We start from the raw sequence: 20570 nt of genomic DNA, 5'->3' as shown, positions 1-20570 counted from the left end.
CGGCCGGGCTGGCTAGGCTGGCCCCATGAATACTGTTGTCTGGTCCAGGCCGGAGCCGGAGCGCGCTGGCACGCCGCTGCTGGTGATGTTGCACGGCTACGGCACGGACGAGACCCGGATGGCGGACCTGTTTGCCAGCCTGCCGCCCGACTTCACCTGCGCCGCCCTGCGCGGGCCGAAGGTGATCGGCGATGACTACGGCTGGTTCCTGCTGGACTACTTCCTCACCCACGACTTCGCGGACGTCATCAGCGCCACGAACTCGGTCTTCAGCTGGATCGACGCCGTCAAGGGGCGGCACAGCAGCGTCAGCCTGCTCGGCTTCTCCCAGGGCATGGCCATGGCGAGCACCCTGCTGAGGTTGCGGCCGGAGGGGTTCCGTGCCGTCGTCGGGCTGTCGGGCTTCGTGCTGGACAACGAACTGCTGGCCATGAGCGAGTCTTTCGACGCGAGGCCGCCGTTCTTTTGGGGGCGCGACAAAGCGGATCCCGTGATCAACGACGCCGCCACGGCACACACCGAGGAATGGCTGCACCGCAACACCCAACTCACGGCGCGCAGCTATCCCGGTATGGGCCACGCGATCTCCCGGGCGGAACTCGTGGATGTCGGCGCGTTCCTGCGCCACTACGTGCTGCGCTGAGCCGGACTCCGTACCTTCAGGAGCCGGATTCCGTACCCTCTGGCAATTCCATTCGATGGAAAACCGCCGCCACTTGCGCGCCGAATTTATAAGCGTTTACACTCAACTTTGGCCAATTTGATCGGCCCACTACTGCAGGGGGAAGAAAGGTCCAGGCCCGTGTCGCATGGCTAAGGCTCCACGCGTGACCATCCAGGACGTCGCAGCCCTCTCCGGGCTCTCCATTTGCACCGTTTCCCGGGCTCTCCGGCACCTCCCCAACGTGTCCGAAAAGGCCCAGGCAAAAGTCGCCGACGCGGCCGCCAAGCTCGGCTACAAGGCATCGTCCGCGGCCTCGCGCCTGGCCGGCGGAACCACTGGCGCAGTGGCGATCATCGTCCCCACCGCGACGGCCTGGTTCTTCGCCCAGGCCGTCGAGGCTGCGGAGGAAGTCCTCGCCGACAGCGGCTACGACACCGTGCTGATCAGCCTCCGCAACCGGCCCAGCGTGCAGCGCAAGCTCTTCGGCGACCTGGCCGGACTGGCCCAGCGGGTGGACGGGGTCCTGCTGCTGAACGTTGCCCTCGACGGCGGCGAAATCGCCGCCGTCGAAGCCTCCGGCCTCGCCGTCGCGAGCGTGGGCATGCACGGCGTCCCGTGGGACAACGTGGGAATCGACAATGAAGGGGCCGCCCGGCAAGCCACGGGCCACCTGCTCGGGTTAGGCCACTGGGACCTGGCGATGCTGGCCGGTCGCGAGCCGGGGGAGCGCTCCGTGGTCACCGCGGACGCGCGGCGGCGCGGCTTCGAGATGGCCCTCGCCGAACACGAACTGACCGTTGATCCCGACCTGGTGCTGGACGCCGGATCCAGCATCGAGGGCGGACGACGGGCCATGACCGAACTGATCGAGAACCGCAGGATGCCGTCCGCCGTTTTCGCCGGCTGCGACGAGACCGCGTTCGGAGCGCTGATGGCCCTGCGGGACCTCGGTTTGTCAGCGCCCAAAAACGTCTCCATCATTGGGATAGACGATCATCAGATGAGCTGGTTCCTCGGGCTCACCACGATGGCCCAGCCGGTCGCCGACCAGGGCGCGTTCGCCGCCAACCTGCTGATCGAAAGACTCCACCGCTCCGGGCTTCCGAATCCCCCCGCCACGCACCTGCTGGAGACCAAGCTGGTCGAGCGCAGGAGCACCCGCCGCCGACGCTGATGCCGGCCAACGCCCGCAGGCACGCCCCGTACCGGCGGGCGGCCCGCCAACTTTCTTTTCCAAGACTTTCCCCGCCACCGTCTGAAAGGACATTCGCCCCATGACTGAGACCTCCAACGCCGCCGGCGCACCGGCAGACGTGCTCGCCGGCGCCTCCGCCATCCTGTTCGACCTCGACGGCGTCCTGACCCCCACCGCGGTGGTGCACGAGCGTGCCTGGCAGGAACTCTTCGACGGCTTCCTCAAGAGCGTGCCGGAGGCCCCGGGCTACCGCGAGAGCGACTACTTCGACCACATCGACGGCAAGCCCCGCTTCGACGGCGTCCGCGACTTCCTGGCTTCGCGGAACATCGTGCTGCCGGAAGGCCCCGCCGACGACGATCCGGCGCACGACACCGTGCACGGCCTCGGCAACCGCAAGAACAAGGTGTTCAACGACATCGTGGCCGCCGGCGGCGTGCAGCCCTTCGAGGGCTCCGTCCGCTTCATCGACGCCGCGCTCAAGCGCGGACTCAAGCTCGCCGTCGTCTCCTCCTCCCGCAATGCCGTCCCGGTGCTGAAGGCCGCCGGGCTCTCGGACTATTTCCCGGTGGTGGTGGACGGCGTCGTCGCGGTGTCGGAGGGACTGCCGGGCAAGCCAAGCCCGGCCACCTACCAGTACGCCGCACGGCTGCTGGGACTTCCCAGTGAAGAGTGCGTCGTCGTCGAAGACGCCGTCTCCGGTGTCCAGGCTGGAAGCGCGGGGAGCTTCCACTCGGTCATCGGCGTGGACCGCGGAGCGGGCCGGAAGACCCTGCTCGACGCCGGCGCCACGATCGTGGTCAACGATCTGGCCGAACTGCTCTAGCCGGCCGCCGCCACCACCCACCCGCACAACCGTCACCGCCAAAGGACCCCAACCATGGCTCTCATCACCTCGGACCGCGCCAGGTTCCCCAATGACCCCTGGCAGCTCGTGGAAACCGTCCACCTGCCGGGCAATGCCGGAACGCTGGAGACGCTCTTCAGCCTCGGCAACGGCCACCTCGGCATCCGGGGCGCCCACTGGGCGGCCGCCGACGCCGAGCTTCCGGGCAGCTTCATCAACGGCTTCCACGAGATCTGGGACATCAAGCACGCGGAAAATGCCTATGGCTTCGCCCGCACCGGCCAGCGCATCCTTTACGTTCCGGATGCCAACAACTTCGTCGTGGTCATCGACGGCGAGATGCTCACGCTTGAGGAATCCACGGTGCTTGACTACCGGCGCAGCGTGGACTTCGCCACCGGCATCTACGAATGCCGGATTACCTGGCAGTGCCGTTCCGGCGCCACCGTGACCACCACGGAACGCCGCGCGGTGGGGTACCAGGCGCGCGGCGCCCTCGGCATCTCGCTGGAAGTTGCGGCGGACCGGGACATCTCCGCGGACGTGACCTCCGCCGTGGTGAACCGGCAGGACCAGCCGGTAGAGGACCACTCGGCGCATGACCCGCGCCGCGCCGGCCGGCACGCCGGCCGCGTGCTGCTCCCGGTAAGGCTCGACGGCGGCGACGGTTCGCTCCGGCTCTCCTGGGAGGCCGCCGAGTCCAAGCAGCGGCTCGGTATGGCCGTGGACCACTGGACCTCCGCCGGAGTCCAGCCGTTCGACACCCAGGTGGACCAGGACGACAGCAGCGTCCGCTACGTCCTGGCCGTCAGCGCGGATACACCGTTCGTGCTGGAGAAGAGCGTCTCCTACGCCGTGGGACGCGCCGCAGCCGCGGATGAAGACCTCGCCGACACCGCCGAGCGGGCCCTGTTGCCCGTCGCCGAGATCTTTGCCCAGAGCGTGGCGCATTACCGCGACTACTGGACCACCAGCGACATCGTGGTGGGCGGCCAGGCCGAGCTGCAGCAGGCCATCCGCTGGAACCTTTTCCAGCTGGCCCAGGCCACGGCCTGTGCAGACGTGGCCGGCATTCCGGCCAAGGGCGTGTCCGGCTCCGGCTACGACGGGCACTACTTCTGGGACCAGGAGGTGTACCTGCTGCCCTACCTGACCTACACCAGCCCCGCCAACGCCCGCCAGGTCCTCGAGTTCCGCCACGACCTGCTCCCTGAGGCCAGGGTCCGCGCCAAGGAGCTCAGCGTGGACGGCGCCCTGTTCCCGTGGCGCACCATCAACGGCCTGGAAGCCAGCGCCTACTACGCCGCCGGCACCGCGCAGTTCCACATCGCCGCCGCGGTCGCCTTCGCCACGAACCGCTACATCTGGGCCAGCGGTGACGCCGGGTTCCAGGAGACCCTCGGCTCCGATCTGCTCATCGAGACCGCCCGGATGTGGGCCTCACTGGGCTTCTTCGGCAAGGACGGGCTGTTCCACATCCATGGCGTGACCGGCCCGGACGAGTACACCGCCGTCGTCAACGACAACCTCTACACCAACGTCATGGCCCGCTTTAACCTGCGCGCCGCCGCGGCGCTGGACCACCCGGGCATCGACGACGCCGAGCGTGAGGTCTGGGAGCAGGCGGCGAACCGGATGCAGCTGCCCTACGACGAGGACCTTCAGGTCTACTCGCAGGACAACGACTTTATGACCCTGGAGCCGTGGGACTGGGACACGCCGCGGTCCAAATACCCGCTGCTGCTGAATTTCCACCCGCTGGTGATCTACCGGCACCAGGTGCTCAAGCAGGCGGACACGGTGCTGGCGATGTTCCTGCAGTGGCAGGACTTCACCGCGGAGGAAAAGCGCCGCGCCTTCGACTTCTATGACCCCATCACCACCGGCGACTCCACCCTGTCCGCCTGTGTGCAGGGCATCATGGCCGCCGAGGTCGGTTACGGCAAGGCCGCGCTGGACCACTTCATCCACGCGCTGTACATCGACCTGGACGATACCCACGGCAACACGATCGACGGCGTGCACATCGCCTCCACCGGCGGGGTCTGGAGCTCGCTGGTCAGCGGCTTCGCCGGCCTCCGGGACCAGGGCCAGGTGCCGTACTTCGATCCCCGGCTGCCGGCCGAATGGGATTCCCTGTCCTTCCACCTGAAACTCCGCGGCGGCCTTCTGCATGTCGAGTTGGACCACGCGGCGCTCCGGCTGACCGTCCGGGAGGGCGCGCCGCTGGACGTCGACGTGCGCGGAGAACGGTTCACCGTGGGCAGTGAACCGGTGGCCGTGCCGCTACACGCCGTGGTGAGCCCGGAGCCAACCGTGTTCCCAGGGCCGGCGACGGCGTCGATCCCGGTTGTGCGCGCCGTCAACTAACGGGTAGCGGCCGCGGCGCCCGTCCGGCGCGCAGTCATTACGGGGGGAGTGCCTGCGCCACCGCGTCAACGCTTCGCTCCGACCGCCTGGACGGCTAGAGTCGGATCCACCGAGGGAGAGGAATGCCAGTGCCTGTTGCTTTGTATGCTGAATTTACGGTCAAGGCCGGGTCCGAGGACCGGGTCGCGGAGATGATGGCTGAGTTGACTGCCAGGGTTCGCGGGGAGAGCGGGAACATTGTCTTCGATCCGCACACGCGGCGTGAAAATCCGAATGCCTACTTTGTCTATGAGATCTACCGCGACGAAGAGGCATTCCGGGCGCACATCGCCGCGGACCACAGCAAGGCCTTCAACGCCGAACTTGGCGCCCTGATCGAGGAAGACGGCTCGGAGCTCAGCTGGCTCACCCCGGTGGCGGCAACCGAACCCTAGGCGCTCCCGGCCCCAGGCGCTACGACCCTTGGGGGCCTTCGGCGCGGCCGTGGTCCGCGGCGGCGATGACCGCATGCAGGTCGGGGACGCCGCGACCTGCCAGGGTGGGCCAGATCGTCAGTCCGTCGGCGGCCGGCAACGGCGCGAGGTGCGGGACACCGACCGTCGGCAGTCCGGCTGCCCGGGCCGCGCGGGTTCCGGGCAGCGAGTCCTCGATGGCGACGACCCTCCGGCGGGAGAGCCGCGGCCGGGTGCGTTCGAGGTGGCGGAACGCGGTCTGGTAGGCCTCGGGATGCGGCTTGCCCTGGGTAACCATGTCCCCGGTCACCGCGAGTTCGAAGCTGTTGGCCGGAAAGTGGTTCAGGATGTCGCCAACGATGTGGCGATGGGACATGGTCACGAGCACGCATGGCACGCCGTGCGCCCGGAGGCCGGCCAGCAGCTCCGCGGCACCCGGACGCCAATGAACGCTTTCGCTGATGCGGTCCCGGACGCCTTCCATGACCCGCCGGGCGATCTCTTCGAAGGACAGGCGGACTCCCGCGCGTTGCAGGACCTTGATCGAGTCCGCCTGGGACCGGCCCATGATCGACAGCGCCTGGGACTCTGTCCAGGTTCCACCGAAGCTCTCGACCAGTTCCGTCTGTACCGCGGTCCAGTGGCGCTCGGTGTCCACCAGCGTGCCGTCGAGATCCCAGAAGACCGCCTCGAGTTCAATCCCCTGGCTGCGGATGGGTTCCACGCGGCTCCTTGTCTCTGTGACCGGTCCGGGTTGGCGGCATCGGGCCGTTCCGGTGGTGAACTATGCTGGGCGAATGGCCCTAACGGATGATGCGATCGCCAGAATCAAGGACATGATTCTCACCGGCGAGTTGTCGCCCGGAGACAAACTCCCTCCGGAAAATGACCTGAGTGAAAAGCTGGGGCTCTCCCGCAGTTCCCTGCGGGAAGCCGTGAAGGCCCTCGAAACCATCAGGGTACTGGATGTCAGACGCGGTGACGGGACCTATGTCACGAGCCTCGAGCCGGCCCTGCTGAAGGAATCCGTGGCGTTCATGGTGGATCTCAGCCGTGATTCCTCGGTCCTGGAACTACTCGAGGTACGGCGGATCCTGGAAGCCTCGGCGGCCTCGCTCGCGGCGCAGGCGATCTCGCCGGAGCAGCTCGCGCTGCTGCACAAGGAGATCGACGACGTCGACGTCGAGTCGGCGGAAAACCTCGTCGAACACGACCTGAACTTCCATGCGCTGATCGCCGAGGCCTCGGGCAACTCCTATCTGGCGAGCCTGCTGTCCGGGCTCAACAGCCGCACCGTGCGCGCCCGGGTGTGGCGGGCCCTCACGGAGCAGGACGCCGTCGCCCGGACTCTCGCAGAACACCGGGCGATCGCGGACGCGCTGGCGAACCACGATGCCGACCTGGCCCGGGCGCTGACGATCGTCCACGTCAGCGGCGTTGAACACTGGCTCAGGCGCTCCCTGCCGGCCAAACCGGAACGGCCCGGGTCCTAGCCGCCCACCTCCATCCGCGCGGATTCGGCTTCGAAAACCTCCACCGCGGCGGCCGTCAGCGGGTCCGCGAAGAACTTATGCCACGTGGCCGGTCCGAAGGTGAAATGGGAGACCCCCAGCCGTGCCAGCGCCGAGATCTGGGCCGTCTCCCGCAGGCTTGCCACCAGGAGTTTCAGCGGCGAGACCCCGGCGGTGATGCACTGCTGGATGGCGGCGATCTCTCCGGCCCCGTCCCGGCCGGCGTCGTTCATCCGGCCCAGGTACGGGGCCAGGAACTCCGCGCCGGCAGCCATGGCGGGCAGCGCCTGCTCCCGCGCATAGACGGCCGTGACCAGCACCCGCACACCCCGGTCCGCCAGCGCCCTGGCCGCCGCGACGCCCTCTGCGGTGGCGGGAACCTTCACCACGAGGTTGTCGCCCAGCGAGTGGATCCAGTCGCCGCGGTCCTCCAGCTCGGCCCGGGTGGAACCCCAGGACTGGACGAATACCGTGCCGGCGCCGGCCGCGGAGGCCCAGTCGACCAGCTCAGGAATCTGTCGGTTGAGCACACCCGCGCCGGCGAGGATGCTGGGGTTCGTGGTCAGTCCCGCGAACAGGCCGCTGCGCAAGAGCGGTTCGGCCTCGGCCCGCGTGGCCGTGTCCAAGTAGAAGTGCATGGCCCCGCCTAGTCCTTGCCCGGGCCGTAGGCAACACCGGCGTGCAGGATCACGTTTGCGTACGGAGTGAACTCGCCCGAACGTACGGCCGCGCGGGCTCCGGACGTCTGCGCCTTGAACTCGGTGTGCGGCACGAACTCCGGCACGACGCCCGCCGTTTCGAGGCGTTCCAGGATCTGCGCCAGCATCGCCGGACTCGCCTCGCGGAGCTCTTCGGCCAGAGTCGCACCCTCGATCACCAACTCTGCCAGCACGGCATCGAGGACCTTGAGGAACGGCGGTTCGGAGGGGAAGTAGGCCAGATCCACGCGCTCGACCCCGGCCGGGATGGGCAGGCCCGCGTCGGTGACCACCAGGGTGTCCGTGTGGCCGGTCTCGGAAACAATGCGCGACAGCTGCCCGTTCAGGATTCCTTGGTTCTTTCTCATGCGGGTACTCCTAGTAGCTCGGGACGTTGTCGGAAAGGAACAGCTCGACGTCTGCCGCGGAGGGAAGGCTGGGTGACGCCCCCTTCTTGGTCACGGCCAGTGCCCCGGCAGCCATGGCGCGCCGGATCGCGTCGTCAATGGGCAGGCCGGCAGCAAGCGAGGCGCCAAGGTAGCCGGAGAACGCGTCCCCGGCGGCCGTGGTGTCCACCGCCGTGACAGGGAAGGACTCGAAGACGGCCTGCCGGTCGGCAGTGACCAGGACCGCGCCGGCGGAGGCGAGAGTGATGATGGCGCCGCCGGTTCCCTGGGCCAGAAACCACTCTCCGGCGCGGATGGCGCTGGCCTGGTCCGTGACCGGAATCCCGGTGATCAGGCTCGCCTCCGTCTCGTTCGGGGTCACATAGTCCACGCTTGCCCAGGTCTGCTGGTCCAGCGCGGCGGCCGGCGCCGGGTCCAGAATGACCGTCAGCCCGGCCGCCCGGGCTGCCCGGACCGCGTGCGCGGCCGCTTCCCGGGGGATCTCGAGCTGGGTCAGCAGTACCGATGCCCTGGCCGCCAGCCGCGTGATCGCGGCGGTGATCTGTTCCGGCCCCAGATGGTCATTGGCGAGCGGCACCATCACAATGTCGTTTTCGCCGGAGTCGTCCACCCTGATGTGGGCGATTCCGGTGGGAGCTTCGACCACACGCAGCTCGCTGGTGTCGACGCCGTGGTCCTCCAGCCCTCCCGTGACCAACGGCCGGAAGAGGTCGTTGCCCACGCACCCCACCATGAAGGAGGGTGCGCCGGCGAGGCCGCTCGCGACGGCCTGGTTGGCTCCCTTGCCTCCCAGCAGCAGGGTGAACTCCTCGCCGAGGATGGTTTCCCCTCTTTTTGGCAGTCTTTTGGAAAAAGTCGTGACGTCCGCAGTGATGCTGCCGACGATGATGACGCCTTGTCGGCCGTTTCCGCTCTGGTTTGTCATATGTCAGTCCTTATAGATCAGATGTTTAGTGCTTTGCGATGGAGGCGACCGACTCCAGCTGGCCCCGGATAAAGTCGTTGGCGTGGGCGCCCAGGTCCGCCGAATCGTCCCACAGGTTGCGCCAGACGCCCAGGGTGTTGCTCAGGTGTTCGTCCACCACGGCGGAGGAGAAGGATTCGAAGACCACGGGGCCGTCGTAGCCGGTGAGGGCGAGGCCGCGGAAGAAGGCGCCGAAGTCCACGTTGCCGGAGCCGAGGTAGCCGCGGTGGCTCTCGCCGATGTGCACGTAGCCCAGCTTGTTGCCCGCCGCCAGCACGGGGCTCAGCAGGTCCGGCTCCTCGATGTTCATGTGGTACGTGTCCAGATGCAGGTAGACGTTGGGGTGGCCGATCTCCTCGATGAACCCCAGGGCATGCCTGCCGGTGTTGAGCAAGTTGCTTTCGTAGCGATTCACCACTTCCAGGCCGAGGCGGATGCCGAGAACTGCTGCGCGCTCCGCGAGCCGCCGCAAGGCATCGGCGCTGTTGCGCCGGCCTGCTTCAGTAGCGGGCCTGGAATACTTCTGCATGGCGCTGTAGATCACGCCGCACAGGTAGTCCGCCTCAAGATCGTGCACGATTTCCAGGCACTTGTTCAGGGTCTCTTCGCCCCTTGCGACCACGGCCGGATCCTCGCTGCTGAGGTCGGTCTGCGCGGTCAGACCTAGCGAGGCGGTGGCGGCCAGCCCTTGTTCCTTGAGGGAGCGGGAGGCCTGCTTCGGGTCGAAGGACCATGGGTCCATAAGCGGGATTTCCAGTAAGTCGAAGCCGGCTTCGGCCGTCATTCGTGCTGACTCCGCGAAAGAAATCGGGTCCAGCGAGCCGTTCCAGACTAGGCTGTGGCAGCCAATCATCATATGTTTCTCCCATAACGATTTCTAAACATCCGACCAAAGGGTGTGTTTTAGGTCATATTTGACCTTACTCTAGTTATGGACCAAGGATAGATACATCGAGATACAAGTTGAGGCCGGCAGTGTTGCCGGCCGTCGTCCGAAATCCACCGAGTACCGGCCGCAAGGCACCAGCGTTATCTCCGAAGAAGTAGGTGAGACAGTGGGTGAACCACTACTGAAGGTCGAAGGGATCAGCAAAAGCTTTCCCGGCGTCCAGGCTCTGAGTGATGTCCACTTCGACGTCCATAAAGGCGAGGTTATCGCCCTCGTCGGCGAGAACGGCGCAGGAAAGTCCAGCCTGATGAAGATCCTCTCCGGCATCTACCAAAAGGATGCCGGGACCATCTACCTCGAAGGCGTCCCGGTCCAGATCGACGGCCCGCGCCATGCCCAGGAACTCGGCATCATCATCGTCCATCAGGAAATGAACCTGATGTCCCACCTCACGGTGGCCCAGAACATTTACATCGGCCGCGAGCCGAGGCGTCTCGGCGGCCTTCTGTTGGACGAGAAGAAGCTGAACCGGCAGACCGCCGAACTGCTAAGCCGGCTTGGGATCAAGGAATTCGCCCCGACCGACCTGGTCGAGAACCTCACCGTCGCGAAGCAGCAGATGGTCGAGATCGCCAAGGCGCTGTCCTTCGACGCGAAGGTCGTCATTATGGACGAGCCGACGTCGGCCCTCACCACCTCGGAGACCGAGACCCTGTTCCGCCTGATCGGGGACCTCCGCGACCGCGGCGTAGGCGTGATCTACATTTCCCACCGGATGGAGGAGCTGAGGCGGATTACCGACCGCATCACCATCCTGCGCGACGGGAAATACATCGCGACCATGGATACCGCCACGGCCAGCCAGCACGAAGTGATCAAGCTGATGGTCGGCCGGGAGATCGACGAGAACGCCCGACCGGAGAACGTCCGCCGGGACAACGTGGACGACGTTGTCCTGCGGGTGGAAAACCTCAGCACCCGGAAACTGCTCAAGGACGTCAGCTTCGAGCTGCGGCGCGGCGAGATCCTGGGATTCTCCGGACTGATGGGTGCGGGCCGGACGGAACTGGCCCGGGCCATCATCGGCGCGGACCGGATGACCGAGGGGCGGATCTTCGTCAACGGCAAGGAAGTCAAGATCGGCCAGCCCGCCGACGCCGTCAAGCACGGGATCGGCTACCTGTCCGAGGACCGCAAGAGCCTGGGCCTGCTGCTGGACCGTGACGTGAACACCAACATCCTGCTGTCCTCGCTGGGCAACTACACGAATCCCGTTGGGTTCATGAAGTCGGGCTCGGGCAAGGGCACCTCCCAGAAGTACATCGACTCGCTCCGGATCAAGACGCCGTCGATGTTTGCGACCACGAAGAACCTCTCGGGTGGCAACCAGCAGAAGGTCGTCATCGCCAAATGGCTGGCCCGCGACTGCGACATCCTCATCTTCGATGAGCCGACGCGCGGCATTGACATCGGTGCGAAGGAAGAAATCTACCGCTTGCTCAACGACCTGGTGGCGCGGGGCAAGTCGATCATCATGATCTCCTCGGAACTGCCGGAGGTCCTCCGGCTGTCCCACCGGATCATGGTCATGGCCGGAGGCCGCATCACCGGGGAAATCGACAGCGACGGTGCTGATCAAGCAACAATCATGGACTACGCCACACGTGTGGAGCAGCAGGGAGCGGAAAAATGAGCGAAGTAAAGTCTGAACCGCGCACGGAGGCGCCCGCGGGCGCGGTCAAGCGCGAATCACCCAGGGGATCCTTCCTGCGCCAGCGGCTGCAGCAGTCGCTGGCCTTCGGAACCCTGATCGTCCTGCTTGCCTTCTTCTCCCTGGCCAGCGGCAACTTCTTCACCTGGACGAACATCTCCGGAATCCTGCTGTCCACCGCGGTGATCGGCATCCTGGCGTTCGGCACCACACTCGTGATCATCACCTCCGGAATCGACCTCTCGATCGGAACGGGCATGACGCTGTGCTCGGTGGTCACGGGCCTTTTGCTGGTGAACCTGCAGCTCCCGCTGTACATTGGCGTGCTGGGCGGCATCGCAACGGGCGCCTTGATGGGCCTGATCAACGGCCTGAACGTTTCCATCCTGAAGCTTCCGCCGTTCATCGCCACCCTGGCCATGATGCTGATCGCCCAGGGCCTTGCCCTGGTCCTCTCCGGCGTACGGCCGATCTACTTCAGCAAGGTGCAGGGTTTCAAGGACATCGCCCTGGGCCAGCTCATCCCGGGCCTGCCCAACGCCGTCCTGATCCTGGTCCTGACCGGCATCGCGGCGTACCTGGTGCTCGGCAAGACCCTGCTGGGCCGCTACATCTTCGCGATCGGCAGCAACGAGGAAGCCACCAAAATTTCCGGCGTCAACACCGGCAAGTGGAAGATCCTCGTCTACACGGTCGCGGGCATCTTCACCGGCGTGGCCGGCGTCGTCATCGCCGCCCGCCTCGACTCCGCGCAGCCGCAGCTGGGATCCGGCTACGAACTGCAGGCCATCGCCGCGGTCATCATTGGCGGAACCTCCCTCCTCGGCGGCCGGGGCTCGGTCCTCGGCACCCTTATCGGCGCCCTCATCATGAGCGTGCTGATCAACGGCCTGCGCATCATGTCGGTGCAGACCGAGTGGCAGACCGTCGTGGTGGGCATCGTGATCCTCGTCGCCGTGTTCACCGACTCGCTGCGCCGCCGCCGGGAGGCCTAGGCGGGGCCCGCCGCAGCCCACCAGGCCGGCGACCGGGCCACGGAAAAATTAGTTCCAAAAATAACTTGTATCTACCTGTACTTAACGTTCGAAACCAACAACAATGGTCAAGGGCCCGCAATGTTGCCGGCCCGCTCACTGGATGGAGATTTACATGAAACTCGGCAAAAAGACCCTCGCGGCGGGCGTCCTCGCCGCAGCTCTTTCCTTGACCGCCTGCGGCGGCTCCGGCAGCGCGACCCCCAGCGGCGGGGGCGATGGCGGTACCCCGTACGTGGCCATGATTTCCAAGGGCTTCCAGCACCAGTTCTGGCAGGCTGTGAAGAAGGGTGCCGAGGATAAGGCCAAGGAACTCAACGTCAAGATCACCTTCGAGGGCCCGGCTGCCGAAACCGAAGTCGATTCGCAGCTGCAGATGCTCCAGGCGGCCATCGACAAGAAGCCGACGGCGATCGCCTACGCCGCCCTGGACCCGGAAGCCTGTGTCCCGGCGATTGAGCAGGCCAAGGCAGCCAACATCCCCGTGGTCCAGTTCGACGCCGGCTGCAAGAGCGACTACCCGGTGAACCTGGCCAAGACCAACAGCATGGATGCCGGCGCCATGGCGGCCGACCACATGGCTGAACTGATCGGCAAGAGCGGCGAGATCGCCGTCGTCGGCCACAGCCAGATCAACAGCACCGGTGTGGAACGCCGCGACGGCTTCCTGAACGAGATGAAGGCCAAGTACCCGGACATCAAGGTTGTCGACGTCCAGTACGGCGACGGTGACCACCTGAAGTCCGCGGACATCGCCAAGGCGATGATCCAGGCCCACCCGAACCTCAAGGGCCTCTACGGCACCAACGAGGGCTCGGCCGTCGGCATCGTCAACGCCGTCACCGAACTCGGCCTCAAGCCGGGCAAGCTCACCGTCATCGGCTTCGACTCCGGCAAAGCCCAGCTCGACGCGATCCGCAGCGGTCTGATGGCCGGCGCCATCACGCAGGATCCGATCGGCATGGGTGCCGCCACGGTGCAGGCCGCGATTGACGCCTCCAAGGGCAAGTCCATGGCGAAGGTCACTGACACCCCGTTCTACTGGTACGACAAGAACAACATGGACGACGCCAAGATCGCAGCTGTCCTCTACCAGTAAGCTGCTCCACCACTAAGCAGCGGCCGCTGCACCTGGCAGCACACACAAGAGAGGCCCCGGATTTCTCCGGGGCCTCTCTCTGTGTGTGCTGCGGCCGGTCGGCGGACCGGCGTTGCCTAGTCGGGCTCGGGGCCGGTGCGCCACTGCAGCACCCGGGCGGCATTGCCCACCAGGATCCGGTCCACCGCGGCAGCGCCGACGCGGTCCGCGAGCCGCGGAACGAAGCGCTCGGAGAGGTAGGCCAGGCCGGGCATCCCGCCATAGGAGACGTACCGGGTGCGCCGGGCGACGTCGCCGCCGAGCAGCAGGCGGCCTCCACCGCCGCCGGCGATGACCTGCTCGGCGAGGGTGATGATCTCCGCGTCCGTGCGGCCCTTGGGCCGGGCCATGCCGTCGTAGCCCAGGTAGGCGCCGCGGGAGGCCAGCTCGAGGTGCAGCCCGGCGTCGGGGTTGCGGTCGGCGTGGGCCAGGACCACGCGGGACTCCGGGACGCCGGCGGCGGCCAGGAGGTCGAGCAGTTCGTGGGCTGCTGTGCAGAACTCCAGGTGGACCATGACCGGGGCGCCGGTGACGGCGTGGGCCACCGCCACGGCCGCCAGCACGCGGCGTTCGAAGGCCGTGATGGACCAGTAGCCGATCCCGGCCTTCAACAACCCAGCGCGCACCGGCGCCGGGCCGGAGACGGCAGCGCCGGCCTCCGGGCCGGAGACGGCCGCCGATGGCGCTGCGGATTCGTCGGGTGACCCGCAGCCTGCCGTGAGCTCAACGGTGAACCGCCGGGCAAGTTTCTCTTCCCGCTCCCCGCGCAACCAGTGCCCTTCGGGGTAGTGCGCCTCCCGGTGGGCACCCGTGGTGGCGACGATGTGCAGCCCCGCGGCGGCGGCGATGCGTGCCGCCGCCGCGGGATTGCGCCCCAGGCCGAGCGGGGTCGCCTCCACCATCGCCGTCATGCCGGCGCCGCGCAGCAGGGCTGCTTCCCGGCCGGACAGCGCCTCGTCGTCCAGCTCGTCCCCGGGCAACAGAGGAGAGGACTGGAACAGGTGCTCGTGGTAGTTCGTCGGTCCGAGCGACGCCGGTTCGATGTCGCCGAGGACGGTGCGGACAAAGGTCATCTTGCGCTGGCCGCGGCTTCGGCCAGCTGGTCCAGCAGCTGGTCGGTGAGTTCGACGTCGAACACCTCGGCGATGACCTGGCTCCAGCCGTGGATGAAATAGCGCCAGCCGTCTACGACGGTCAGCTGGCGCCGTTCCGCCTGTTCCCGGGCCTGGGCCAGGAACTCGAGGGAGCCGCGGTAGTTGAACTCCCACACGATCGCGTCGCGGGGAAAATCGACGCCGTCCGGGAGGGGCGATCCCGGCCGGTCCTTGCCGAGGCCGCTGGCATTGACCACGAGGCTGCCCGCCGGGGCTTCGGCCATCACCCGCGCGGTGTCCCCGGGGCCCTCGACCAGCCGGTACTCGAAGAGGGCAGCGGGGAGCTGGCCCCGGGCGTGGACGTCGGCCAGGTGCTGGAGCCGGACCGGGCTGGTGTCGGTGCAGACAATCTTCTCGGGCGCGTCCGTGTGGCCGGCCAGGTACCAGCTCAGGGCGGTTCCGGCGCCGCCGGCGCCCAGGCAGATAACGTGCGCGCCGGTTTCCTTGAAGTGGCCCGGCGGCAGGAATTCCTCGAGCGCCAGGCCCGCGGTGATGGGGTCCTTGGCGTGGCCGATGAGACGGCCGTCCCGCTTGGAGATGCTGGAGATTTCGCCGCAGAGCCGGCCGAACTCGTCAACCTCGTCGAAAAGGTCGTGGGCGGCCTGGTAAAGGTCCATCTTGTGGGTTGTGACCAGGGCGCCGCGGTGGTCCTTGTCGTCGCGAATCCGGGTGACGAGCTCCCGGTACTGTTCCCGGCTGGCCCCCAGGGGGAGGTCGTGGCCGGTGAGCCGGTCGGTGGGCAGCTGGAGGATCCGGGCCCACTGCGGAAAGATCTTCATGATCGAGGACCCCGAGGTGGTCACACCGACAAATCCCATGTAGCCGTTCATGCAAGCGTCCTTTCCAAGGCGGCGCTGAAGTTGAGGGCCTTCTCGCGGACCAGGTCGTAGCGTCCGGCAGCGAGGTCTGCGGTGGAGCAGAGGTCGCCGCCGGCCCCGACGGCGACGGCTCCGGCGTCGAACCAGTCACCGATGTTGCCGGGGGTGACCCCTCCGGTGGGCATCAGGGGAACGTCCGGCAACGGGCCGCGGAGCGCCCGGAAGTAGGAGGGGCCGCCAAGGGAGGCGGGGAAGATCTTGACGACGTCGGCACCCAGGCCGACTGCGGTAAGAACCTCGGTGGGCGTCAGGGCACCGGCCATGACGAGGGATCCGGTGGCCTTCATTGCCGTCACGGTCCCGGCGACGGTGCCGGGGCTGACGAGGAACTCCGCGCCGGCGTCGACGGCGTCCTCGGCCTGGGCCCGGGTGAGGACGGTGCCGGCGCCCAGGTAGATCTTGTCGCCGTATTCGGCGCGCAGGGCGCGGATGACGGCGGGGGCATCCGGGGTGGAATAGGTGATTTCCAGTCCGGTCACACCCCCTTCCAACAGGGCGGCGGCGCCGCGGATGGCGCTCTCGGTGCTGGGAGCCCGCACGACGGCGAGGATCCCGGTCTGCCTGAGTTTGAGGAGGTCGGCCATTAGTTCACTTTCGTAGGAGTCGGGCTGACGGGGTTGGGCGGCGTCCGCCCTTCCAGGACGGCCAGCAGGTTGTCCACGGCGATGGACCCCATGCCGTCGACGGCCTGGACGGTCTGCGCCCCGAAGTGCGGAGTGATGACCACCCGGGCCGCGAGCTGCGGATCGAGCACGGGGGAGTCCTGCCCGCTCGTGTCTCCGCGCAGGGTGTCCGCGGCGAAGGCGGCGAGCACTCCGGTGCGCAGGGCCTCGGCGACCGCCTCCTCATCCACGAGTTCCGGTCGGGCGGTGTTGACCACGACGAGCGGTTTCGCAGCGGCGGCCAGCCAGGCCGCGTCGATGAGCTGCTGGCCACCCGGGGCGTGCAGGGAGATCACGTCGCAGGTGGCCGCCATTTCCGCCAGGTCCAGGGGCTCGGCGCCGAGGCTCCTGATCAGCTCGGGTCCCATGAACGGGTCCGAGGCGTACACGGGGGAACCGAATCCGGAGAGCAAGCGGGCCACGATTTGCCCGATCCGGCCGAAGCCCACCAGGCCCACGGTCAGCGAGCCCAGCTCGCGGCCCCGGGTGACCGACCAGTCCCGGTTCCGCACCCGGCGGTCGCCCTCCGGAACGGTGCGCAGGACGGACAGCATGAGAGCCAGGGCATGCTCGGCGACAGCATTGGAATTGGCGCCGGGGGTGTTCGTGACCACCACGCCCCGCTCGGCTGCGGCCCGGACGTCCACGGCTTCGAACCCCACCCCGTAGCGGGCCAGGACTTTCAGCCGCGGCGCCGCGTCCAGGTGGGCCGCGGTGACCTCGCCGGTTCCGGCGATCCACCCGTCCGCCACCGCCAGATCGGCGCCGATGGCGTCCAGCGAGTGGTCCGAGGGGCCACGCCGAACGGTGTGGCCGCGGCTTTCCAGGCGGGAGACCAGGTCTTGTTCGCCGGAGGAGAAGGAGCGGGAGGTGACGAGGATGACCGGCATCAGTGTTTCCCCCGGCGGGTGGGGAACCACGGTTCCAGCTGGCCGTAGGCGTCGAGGAATATCTCGTGGGCGGCCGTGTAGCGCTCGTGCGCTTCGCGGTCGGGCTGGAACTCGGCCGTCACCCGGGACAGGTCCCGGGCGACGCTGAAGTCGTCCACGAGTCCGAGTCCCACGCTGGCGGTCACGGCGGCGCCGAGGCTGTTGGCCTCTTCGACGATGCTCCGGCGCCGGACGGTCACGCCCCAGACGTCGGCCATGATCTGCAGCCAGGTGTCGCTGGCCGCACCGCCGCCAATGGCGTCGATCCGGCTGATGGCCGCCCCGGCGTCGTTGAAGGCGTTGACGCACGTTCCCAGGTTGAAGGCCACACCCTCGAGGACGGAGCGGATCATGTTCGCACGGCCGTGGTGCATCTCGAGGCCGACGAACGCGCCGGCGGCCTGGGGGTTCCAATAGGGAGAGCGCTCGCCGAGCAGGTGCGGCAGGAAGTACAGTCCCGATTCGCTCGCAGTTGCCCCGGCCGCTTCGGCAATGAGCCGATCAAAGCGGTCCTTCTCGCCGCGGTCGGAAAACAGTCCGACGGCCCACTGGAGGGACGCGCCGCCGGCCTGCATGGTCGCGGTCGGGACGTACTTCCCGTCGATGACATGGTCGAACGTCATGGTCCGGCGGAGCGGGTCGATCAGCGGCGCGGCCGTGACGATCTGCACCCACGAGGAGGAGCCAAGGTAGACGTACGCCTGGTCGTCCTCGGAGACGACGCCGGCGCCTACGGCCGCGACCGGGCCGTCACCGCCGCCCATCACCACCGACGTCGAGGTTCCCAGGCCCGTGGCCGCCGCAGCGGCGGAGGTGAGGGGACCGACGACGTCGGTGGACTTGAGGATTTCGGGAAACAGCGCCGGATCGATCCGGGCGGCGGTCAGCATCCGCTCGGACCAGGTTCCGGTGGTCTGGTCGTAGGCGTTCGTGGCGGAGGCGTCGGAGTGGTCCGTCGCGAGCCGCCCGGTGAGACGGTGCACCACGTAGTCCTTGGCTAGGCAGACGTGGCGGACCCGGCTGAAGACCTCGGGCTCGTTGTCCCGGACCCACATGACCTTGCTCAGCGAATAGGTGGGGTTGATCCGGTGGCCGAGCATGGCGTAGGCCTCCTGCTCGTCGAAGGCCCCGGCCAGTTCGTCGGACTGGGCGACGCTCCGGTGGTCGGCCCAGATCAGGGCGGGCCGGACCGGCGCGTAGTTGCCGTCGAGGAGTACGGCCCCCATCATCTGCCCGCCGACCACCAGGCCCTGCACCGATGACGGATCGACGCCGGTCTCGGCCAGCAGTTTTTGCGTGGCCTGGACCACCGCGTTCCACCAGACGTCGGGGTCCTGCTCGGCGCGGCCGCCGGCAGCGAAGTGCGGCTCGTAGCCAATGGTGACGGCCCGCAGGAGGGTTCCGTCAGCCTCGTGCAGGGATGCCTTGTTGCCCGTCGTGCCGAGATCGTGAGCGATGATCATGGGACCGGTCCTTCCGTCTTAGGCCTGTGCTGCGAAGAAGGGTGCGAACTCGTGGCCGGAGTCCGCGGAGTAGACGCGCTGGCCCATGCCGTGTTCAAGGACCCAGCCGTAGTCGTGGCCCGCGCAGCCCGGGTAGACCGCGAGGAACTTGTAGGGCTCGGAGCCCACGTTGATACTGCGGTGCGCCCAGCCCGGCGGAATGTAGCCGATCACGCCGGGGGCCATGTCAACCCAGGAAGTGTTCTCGCCGTCGAACATCAGCAGCCCGCCCTGCCCGGAGATGCCCAGGTAGATTTCGCCCTGGTGGTTCGGGTGCTGGTGTCCCTTGGTCATCCAGAACTCCCCGGCGGTGGTGCCGGGCTGGATCGTGGTGATGGACTGCGGGAGTTCCCGGTCCGCTTCCGGCACCGGCGTGGAAACCACGGAGTAGACCACGGGGTTGCCGTTGGCGACGGCCTCGTTCCAAGCGTCCTTGTCCGCGAACAGGCCTTCAAGGTCCGACATGCGGCGTTCCAGCGTCGGGCCTTGCGGCGACAGAGTGCCGGCCTGCGCGTCGAAGCGGATGGTCATGGGCGGAACGGGGGGAGTGATGAATTCGCTCACGGGCAGAAGTCTCCTGAGGATCAGCAAATGGTCCGTTGCCGAAGCGGCAACCTGTAATTACAGGTTACATGCCCAGTGGGTCCTTGGGAATCGTCAGGAGGCGCGGGCCTGCCCGGCCCGGGCGTTCAGCCGGTGGTGACCCGGTGGAAGCCAGCCGTGCCGGAGCCCGCCGAGGCGGCGTCAATGACCACCTCAAAACGGCTCTGGTCTCCGCGGTGGTGGGCCACGAAGAATTCCAGCGGCCGGTCCGCCGCGTCGTAGACGATGCTCCGCAGCTGCATCAGCGGGGCGCCCTTCACGATGCCCAGCGCCTCGGCCTGCGTCTTGTTTGCCACCGTGGCCTCGACCGAGCGAATGCCGTGGTGCGCCCGGATGCCCTTGCTGGCCAGCAAGGCGTACAGCGACTGGTTGCGGAGGTCGGCCCCAAGCACGATCTCGGCCATGTCGCCGGGAAGGTAGGTCGTGGTGAGGGACCAGGGGGAATCCTCAACGTAGCGGAGCCGCTCAAGGGCGACGACGGGTTCGCCCGCTGGGATCCGGAGCGCCTCGGCCACCGTGTCGTCGGCCGGGACCAGCTCCTGGCGGCGGACATCGCTGTAGACGCTGCCGCCTCGGGATTCCACGTCCGCGTAAAGGCCGCGCAGGGTATGGACCAGGCTTTCGGAGACCTTGCGGGGGGCCACGAAGGTGCCCTTGCCCTTGACCCGTTCGATCACGCCGTCGTGTTCGAGCTGCCCGAGCGCCTGCCGGACCACGGTGCGGGAAACCCCGTACAGTTCGCACATCCCGTGCTCGCCAGGGAGACGGTATCCCGGTGCCAGCTTGCGGGTTGAGATTTCCAGGATCAGCTGGTCGCACAGCTGTTTGTACATCGGCAGCGATGCGTCCTTGACCATCTTGGCCGGGGAGGCGTCGCTCGGCACCGCGGTGTGCGCGGGGGCTGCGGCTGGGGGGTTTGTCATGGGAAGCGCCATTCTGTGCATCCGGCGTCGGCACGCCTG

Annotated in this window: 21 protein-coding genes; 9 read left to right on the top strand and 12 right to left on the bottom strand. The window is 67.4% G+C overall.

Going from position 1 to position 20570, the window contains the following annotated elements; translation table 11 throughout:
* Positions 1 to 25: 25 nt before the first annotated feature.
* From AB4Y91_RS08655 to AB4Y91_RS08635, 5 genes are all read left to right on the top strand, one after another.
* Entirely contained in the window at positions 26 to 643 is a 618-nt protein-coding gene (locus tag AB4Y91_RS08655) for an alpha/beta hydrolase (RefSeq protein WP_441418079.1), read from the top strand.
* A 184-nt stretch (positions 644 to 827) separates the two neighbouring features.
* Positions 828 to 1838: a LacI family DNA-binding transcriptional regulator gene (locus tag AB4Y91_RS08650; RefSeq protein ID WP_441418078.1), complete on the top strand. Its 1011-nt coding sequence runs from the start codon at positions 828 to 830 to the stop codon at positions 1836 to 1838.
* A 100-nt stretch (positions 1839 to 1938) separates the two neighbouring features.
* On the top strand, positions 1939 to 2685 hold the full coding sequence (locus AB4Y91_RS08645) for an HAD family hydrolase (RefSeq protein WP_441418077.1): 747 nt from the start codon (positions 1939 to 1941) through the stop codon (positions 2683 to 2685).
* Positions 2686 to 2739: 54 nt separating this feature from the next.
* The gene (locus AB4Y91_RS08640) at positions 2740 to 5076 is read left to right on the top strand and encodes a glycoside hydrolase family 65 protein (RefSeq protein ID WP_441418076.1); all 2337 of its coding nucleotides are present in this window, start codon (positions 2740 to 2742) and stop codon (positions 5074 to 5076) included.
* A gap of 128 nt (positions 5077 to 5204) precedes the next feature.
* Positions 5205 to 5510 (top strand): putative quinol monooxygenase, encoded by a 306-nt coding sequence (locus AB4Y91_RS08635; RefSeq protein ID WP_441418075.1) that lies wholly within the window; start codon positions 5205 to 5207, stop codon positions 5508 to 5510.
* Between the two features lie 19 nt (positions 5511 to 5529).
* Here AB4Y91_RS08635 and AB4Y91_RS08630 read toward each other — a convergent pair whose 3' ends face one another.
* Positions 5530 to 6252 carry an HAD family hydrolase gene (locus AB4Y91_RS08630; RefSeq protein WP_441418074.1) on the bottom strand — a complete coding sequence of 241 codons (723 nt, stop codon included), beginning with the start codon at positions 6250 to 6252 and terminating at the stop codon, positions 5530 to 5532.
* Between the two features lie 73 nt (positions 6253 to 6325).
* Between AB4Y91_RS08630 and AB4Y91_RS08625 the strand changes: the two genes are divergently transcribed.
* Complete coding sequence (locus AB4Y91_RS08625) at positions 6326 to 7021, top strand: FadR/GntR family transcriptional regulator (protein WP_441418073.1); 696 nt, start codon at positions 6326 to 6328, stop codon at positions 7019 to 7021.
* On the opposite strand, the gene AB4Y91_RS08620 is transcribed toward AB4Y91_RS08625, so the two are convergent.
* Genes AB4Y91_RS08620 through AB4Y91_RS08605 form a run of 4 tightly spaced genes read right to left on the bottom strand, consistent with a single transcriptional unit; the run spans position 7018 to position 9892 of the window.
* Positions 7018 to 7677 (bottom strand): transaldolase family protein, encoded by a 660-nt coding sequence (locus tag AB4Y91_RS08620; protein WP_441418072.1) that lies wholly within the window; start codon positions 7675 to 7677, stop codon positions 7018 to 7020. The two genes, AB4Y91_RS08625 and AB4Y91_RS08620, sit on opposite strands and share 4 nt — an antisense overlap.
* A gap of 8 nt (positions 7678 to 7685) precedes the next feature.
* On the bottom strand, positions 7686 to 8105 hold the full coding sequence (gene rbsD, locus AB4Y91_RS08615; protein WP_441418071.1) for a D-ribose pyranase: 420 nt from the start codon (positions 8103 to 8105) through the stop codon (positions 7686 to 7688).
* Positions 8106 to 8115: 10 nt separating this feature from the next.
* Positions 8116 to 9069 carry a ribokinase gene (locus AB4Y91_RS08610; protein WP_441418070.1) on the bottom strand — a complete coding sequence of 318 codons (954 nt, stop codon included), beginning with the start codon at positions 9067 to 9069 and terminating at the stop codon, positions 8116 to 8118.
* 25 nt (positions 9070 to 9094) lie between these two features.
* Positions 9095 to 9892 (bottom strand): sugar phosphate isomerase/epimerase family protein, encoded by a 798-nt coding sequence (locus tag AB4Y91_RS08605; RefSeq protein ID WP_441418069.1) that lies wholly within the window; start codon positions 9890 to 9892, stop codon positions 9095 to 9097.
* A gap of 271 nt (positions 9893 to 10163) precedes the next feature.
* On the opposite strand from AB4Y91_RS08605, the gene AB4Y91_RS08600 reads away from it, so the two are divergent.
* The 3 genes from AB4Y91_RS08600 to AB4Y91_RS08590 all read left to right on the top strand — a co-directional run bounded on the left by AB4Y91_RS08600 (position 10164) and on the right by AB4Y91_RS08590 (position 13841).
* Positions 10164 to 11690: a sugar ABC transporter ATP-binding protein gene (locus AB4Y91_RS08600; RefSeq protein WP_441418068.1), complete on the top strand. Its 1527-nt coding sequence runs from the start codon at positions 10164 to 10166 to the stop codon at positions 11688 to 11690.
* Entirely contained in the window at positions 11687 to 12703 is a 1017-nt protein-coding gene (locus tag AB4Y91_RS08595) for an ABC transporter permease (protein ID WP_441418067.1), read from the top strand. The genes AB4Y91_RS08600 and AB4Y91_RS08595 overlap by 4 nt, the downstream gene beginning before the upstream one ends.
* 154 nt (positions 12704 to 12857) lie before the next feature.
* Positions 12858 to 13841, top strand: a complete 984-nt coding sequence (locus AB4Y91_RS08590; protein ID WP_441418066.1) for an ABC transporter substrate-binding protein — start codon at positions 12858 to 12860, stop codon at positions 13839 to 13841.
* Between the two features lie 116 nt (positions 13842 to 13957).
* Here AB4Y91_RS08590 and AB4Y91_RS08585 read toward each other — a convergent pair whose 3' ends face one another.
* From AB4Y91_RS08585 to AB4Y91_RS08555, 7 genes are all read right to left on the bottom strand, one after another.
* Complete coding sequence (locus AB4Y91_RS08585) at positions 13958 to 14953, bottom strand: phosphotriesterase family protein (RefSeq protein WP_441418065.1); 996 nt, start codon at positions 14951 to 14953, stop codon at positions 13958 to 13960.
* The gene (locus tag AB4Y91_RS08580; RefSeq protein ID WP_441418064.1) at positions 14950 to 15864 is read right to left on the bottom strand and encodes a shikimate dehydrogenase family protein; all 915 of its coding nucleotides are present in this window, start codon (positions 15862 to 15864) and stop codon (positions 14950 to 14952) included. The genes AB4Y91_RS08585 and AB4Y91_RS08580 overlap by 4 nt, the downstream gene beginning before the upstream one ends.
* Positions 15861 to 16496 (bottom strand): bifunctional 4-hydroxy-2-oxoglutarate aldolase/2-dehydro-3-deoxy-phosphogluconate aldolase, encoded by a 636-nt coding sequence (locus AB4Y91_RS08575; RefSeq protein ID WP_441418063.1) that lies wholly within the window; start codon positions 16494 to 16496, stop codon positions 15861 to 15863. The genes AB4Y91_RS08580 and AB4Y91_RS08575 overlap by 4 nt, the downstream gene beginning before the upstream one ends.
* Positions 16496 to 17464 carry an NAD(P)-dependent oxidoreductase gene (locus AB4Y91_RS08570; RefSeq protein ID WP_441418062.1) on the bottom strand — a complete coding sequence of 323 codons (969 nt, stop codon included), beginning with the start codon at positions 17462 to 17464 and terminating at the stop codon, positions 16496 to 16498. Before AB4Y91_RS08570 ends, AB4Y91_RS08575 begins: the two co-directional genes overlap by 1 nt.
* The gene (gene xylB / locus AB4Y91_RS08565) at positions 17464 to 18966 is read right to left on the bottom strand and encodes a xylulokinase (protein WP_441418061.1); all 1503 of its coding nucleotides are present in this window, start codon (positions 18964 to 18966) and stop codon (positions 17464 to 17466) included. The genes AB4Y91_RS08570 and xylB overlap by 1 nt, the downstream gene beginning before the upstream one ends.
* 18 nt (positions 18967 to 18984) lie before the next feature.
* Positions 18985 to 19569 carry a glucose-6-phosphate isomerase family protein gene (locus AB4Y91_RS08560; RefSeq protein ID WP_441418060.1) on the bottom strand — a complete coding sequence of 195 codons (585 nt, stop codon included), beginning with the start codon at positions 19567 to 19569 and terminating at the stop codon, positions 18985 to 18987.
* 125 nt (positions 19570 to 19694) lie between these two features.
* On the bottom strand, positions 19695 to 20531 hold the full coding sequence (locus tag AB4Y91_RS08555; RefSeq protein ID WP_441418059.1) for a GntR family transcriptional regulator: 837 nt from the start codon (positions 20529 to 20531) through the stop codon (positions 19695 to 19697).
* Between the last annotated feature and the right edge of the window lie 39 nt (positions 20532 to 20570).

This window comes from Arthrobacter sp. YAF16 (assembly GCF_052113385.1).
In the GTDB taxonomy this organism is placed as follows: domain Bacteria; phylum Actinomycetota; class Actinomycetes; order Actinomycetales; family Micrococcaceae; genus Arthrobacter.
The sequence above is the reverse complement of the archived record's forward strand: the minus strand, read 5'-3'. Positions and strand labels throughout refer to the sequence as shown.

Bases quoted from the DNA above. Each gene is read 5' to 3' on its own strand.
- AB4Y91_RS08655 (WP_441418079.1), top strand. From the start codon at position 26: ATGAATACTGTTGTCTGGTCCAGGCCGGAGCCGGAGCGCGCTGGCACG.
- AB4Y91_RS08555 (WP_441418059.1), bottom strand. From the start codon at position 20,531: ATGACAAACCCCCCAGCCGCAGCCCCCGCGCACACCGCGGTGCCGAGC.
- AB4Y91_RS08575 (WP_441418063.1), bottom strand. From the start codon at position 16,496: ATGGCCGACCTCCTCAAACTCAGGCAGACCGGGATCCTCGCCGTCGTG.
- AB4Y91_RS08620 (WP_441418072.1), bottom strand. From the start codon at position 7,677: ATGCACTTCTACTTGGACACGGCCACGCGGGCCGAGGCCGAACCGCTC.
- AB4Y91_RS08640 (WP_441418076.1), top strand. From the start codon at position 2,740: ATGGCTCTCATCACCTCGGACCGCGCCAGGTTCCCCAATGACCCCTGG.
- AB4Y91_RS08585 (WP_441418065.1), bottom strand. From the start codon at position 14,953: ATGACCTTTGTCCGCACCGTCCTCGGCGACATCGAACCGGCGTCGCTC.
- rbsD (WP_441418071.1), bottom strand. From the start codon at position 8,105: ATGAGAAAGAACCAAGGAATCCTGAACGGGCAGCTGTCGCGCATTGTT.
- AB4Y91_RS08580 (WP_441418064.1), bottom strand. From the start codon at position 15,864: ATGAACGGCTACATGGGATTTGTCGGTGTGACCACCTCGGGGTCCTCG.
- AB4Y91_RS08605 (WP_441418069.1), bottom strand. From the start codon at position 9,892: ATGACGGCCGAAGCCGGCTTCGACTTACTGGAAATCCCGCTTATGGAC.
- AB4Y91_RS08570 (WP_441418062.1), bottom strand. From the start codon at position 17,464: ATGCCGGTCATCCTCGTCACCTCCCGCTCCTTCTCCTCCGGCGAACAA.
- xylB (WP_441418061.1), bottom strand. From the start codon at position 18,966: ATGATCATCGCTCACGATCTCGGCACGACGGGCAACAAGGCATCCCTG.
- AB4Y91_RS08625 (WP_441418073.1), top strand. From the start codon at position 6,326: ATGGCCCTAACGGATGATGCGATCGCCAGAATCAAGGACATGATTCTC.
- AB4Y91_RS08645 (WP_441418077.1), top strand. From the start codon at position 1,939: ATGACTGAGACCTCCAACGCCGCCGGCGCACCGGCAGACGTGCTCGCC.
- AB4Y91_RS08595 (WP_441418067.1), top strand. From the start codon at position 11,687: ATGAGCGAAGTAAAGTCTGAACCGCGCACGGAGGCGCCCGCGGGCGCG.
- AB4Y91_RS08610 (WP_441418070.1), bottom strand. From the start codon at position 9,069: ATGACAAACCAGAGCGGAAACGGCCGACAAGGCGTCATCATCGTCGGC.
- AB4Y91_RS08590 (WP_441418066.1), top strand. From the start codon at position 12,858: ATGAAACTCGGCAAAAAGACCCTCGCGGCGGGCGTCCTCGCCGCAGCT.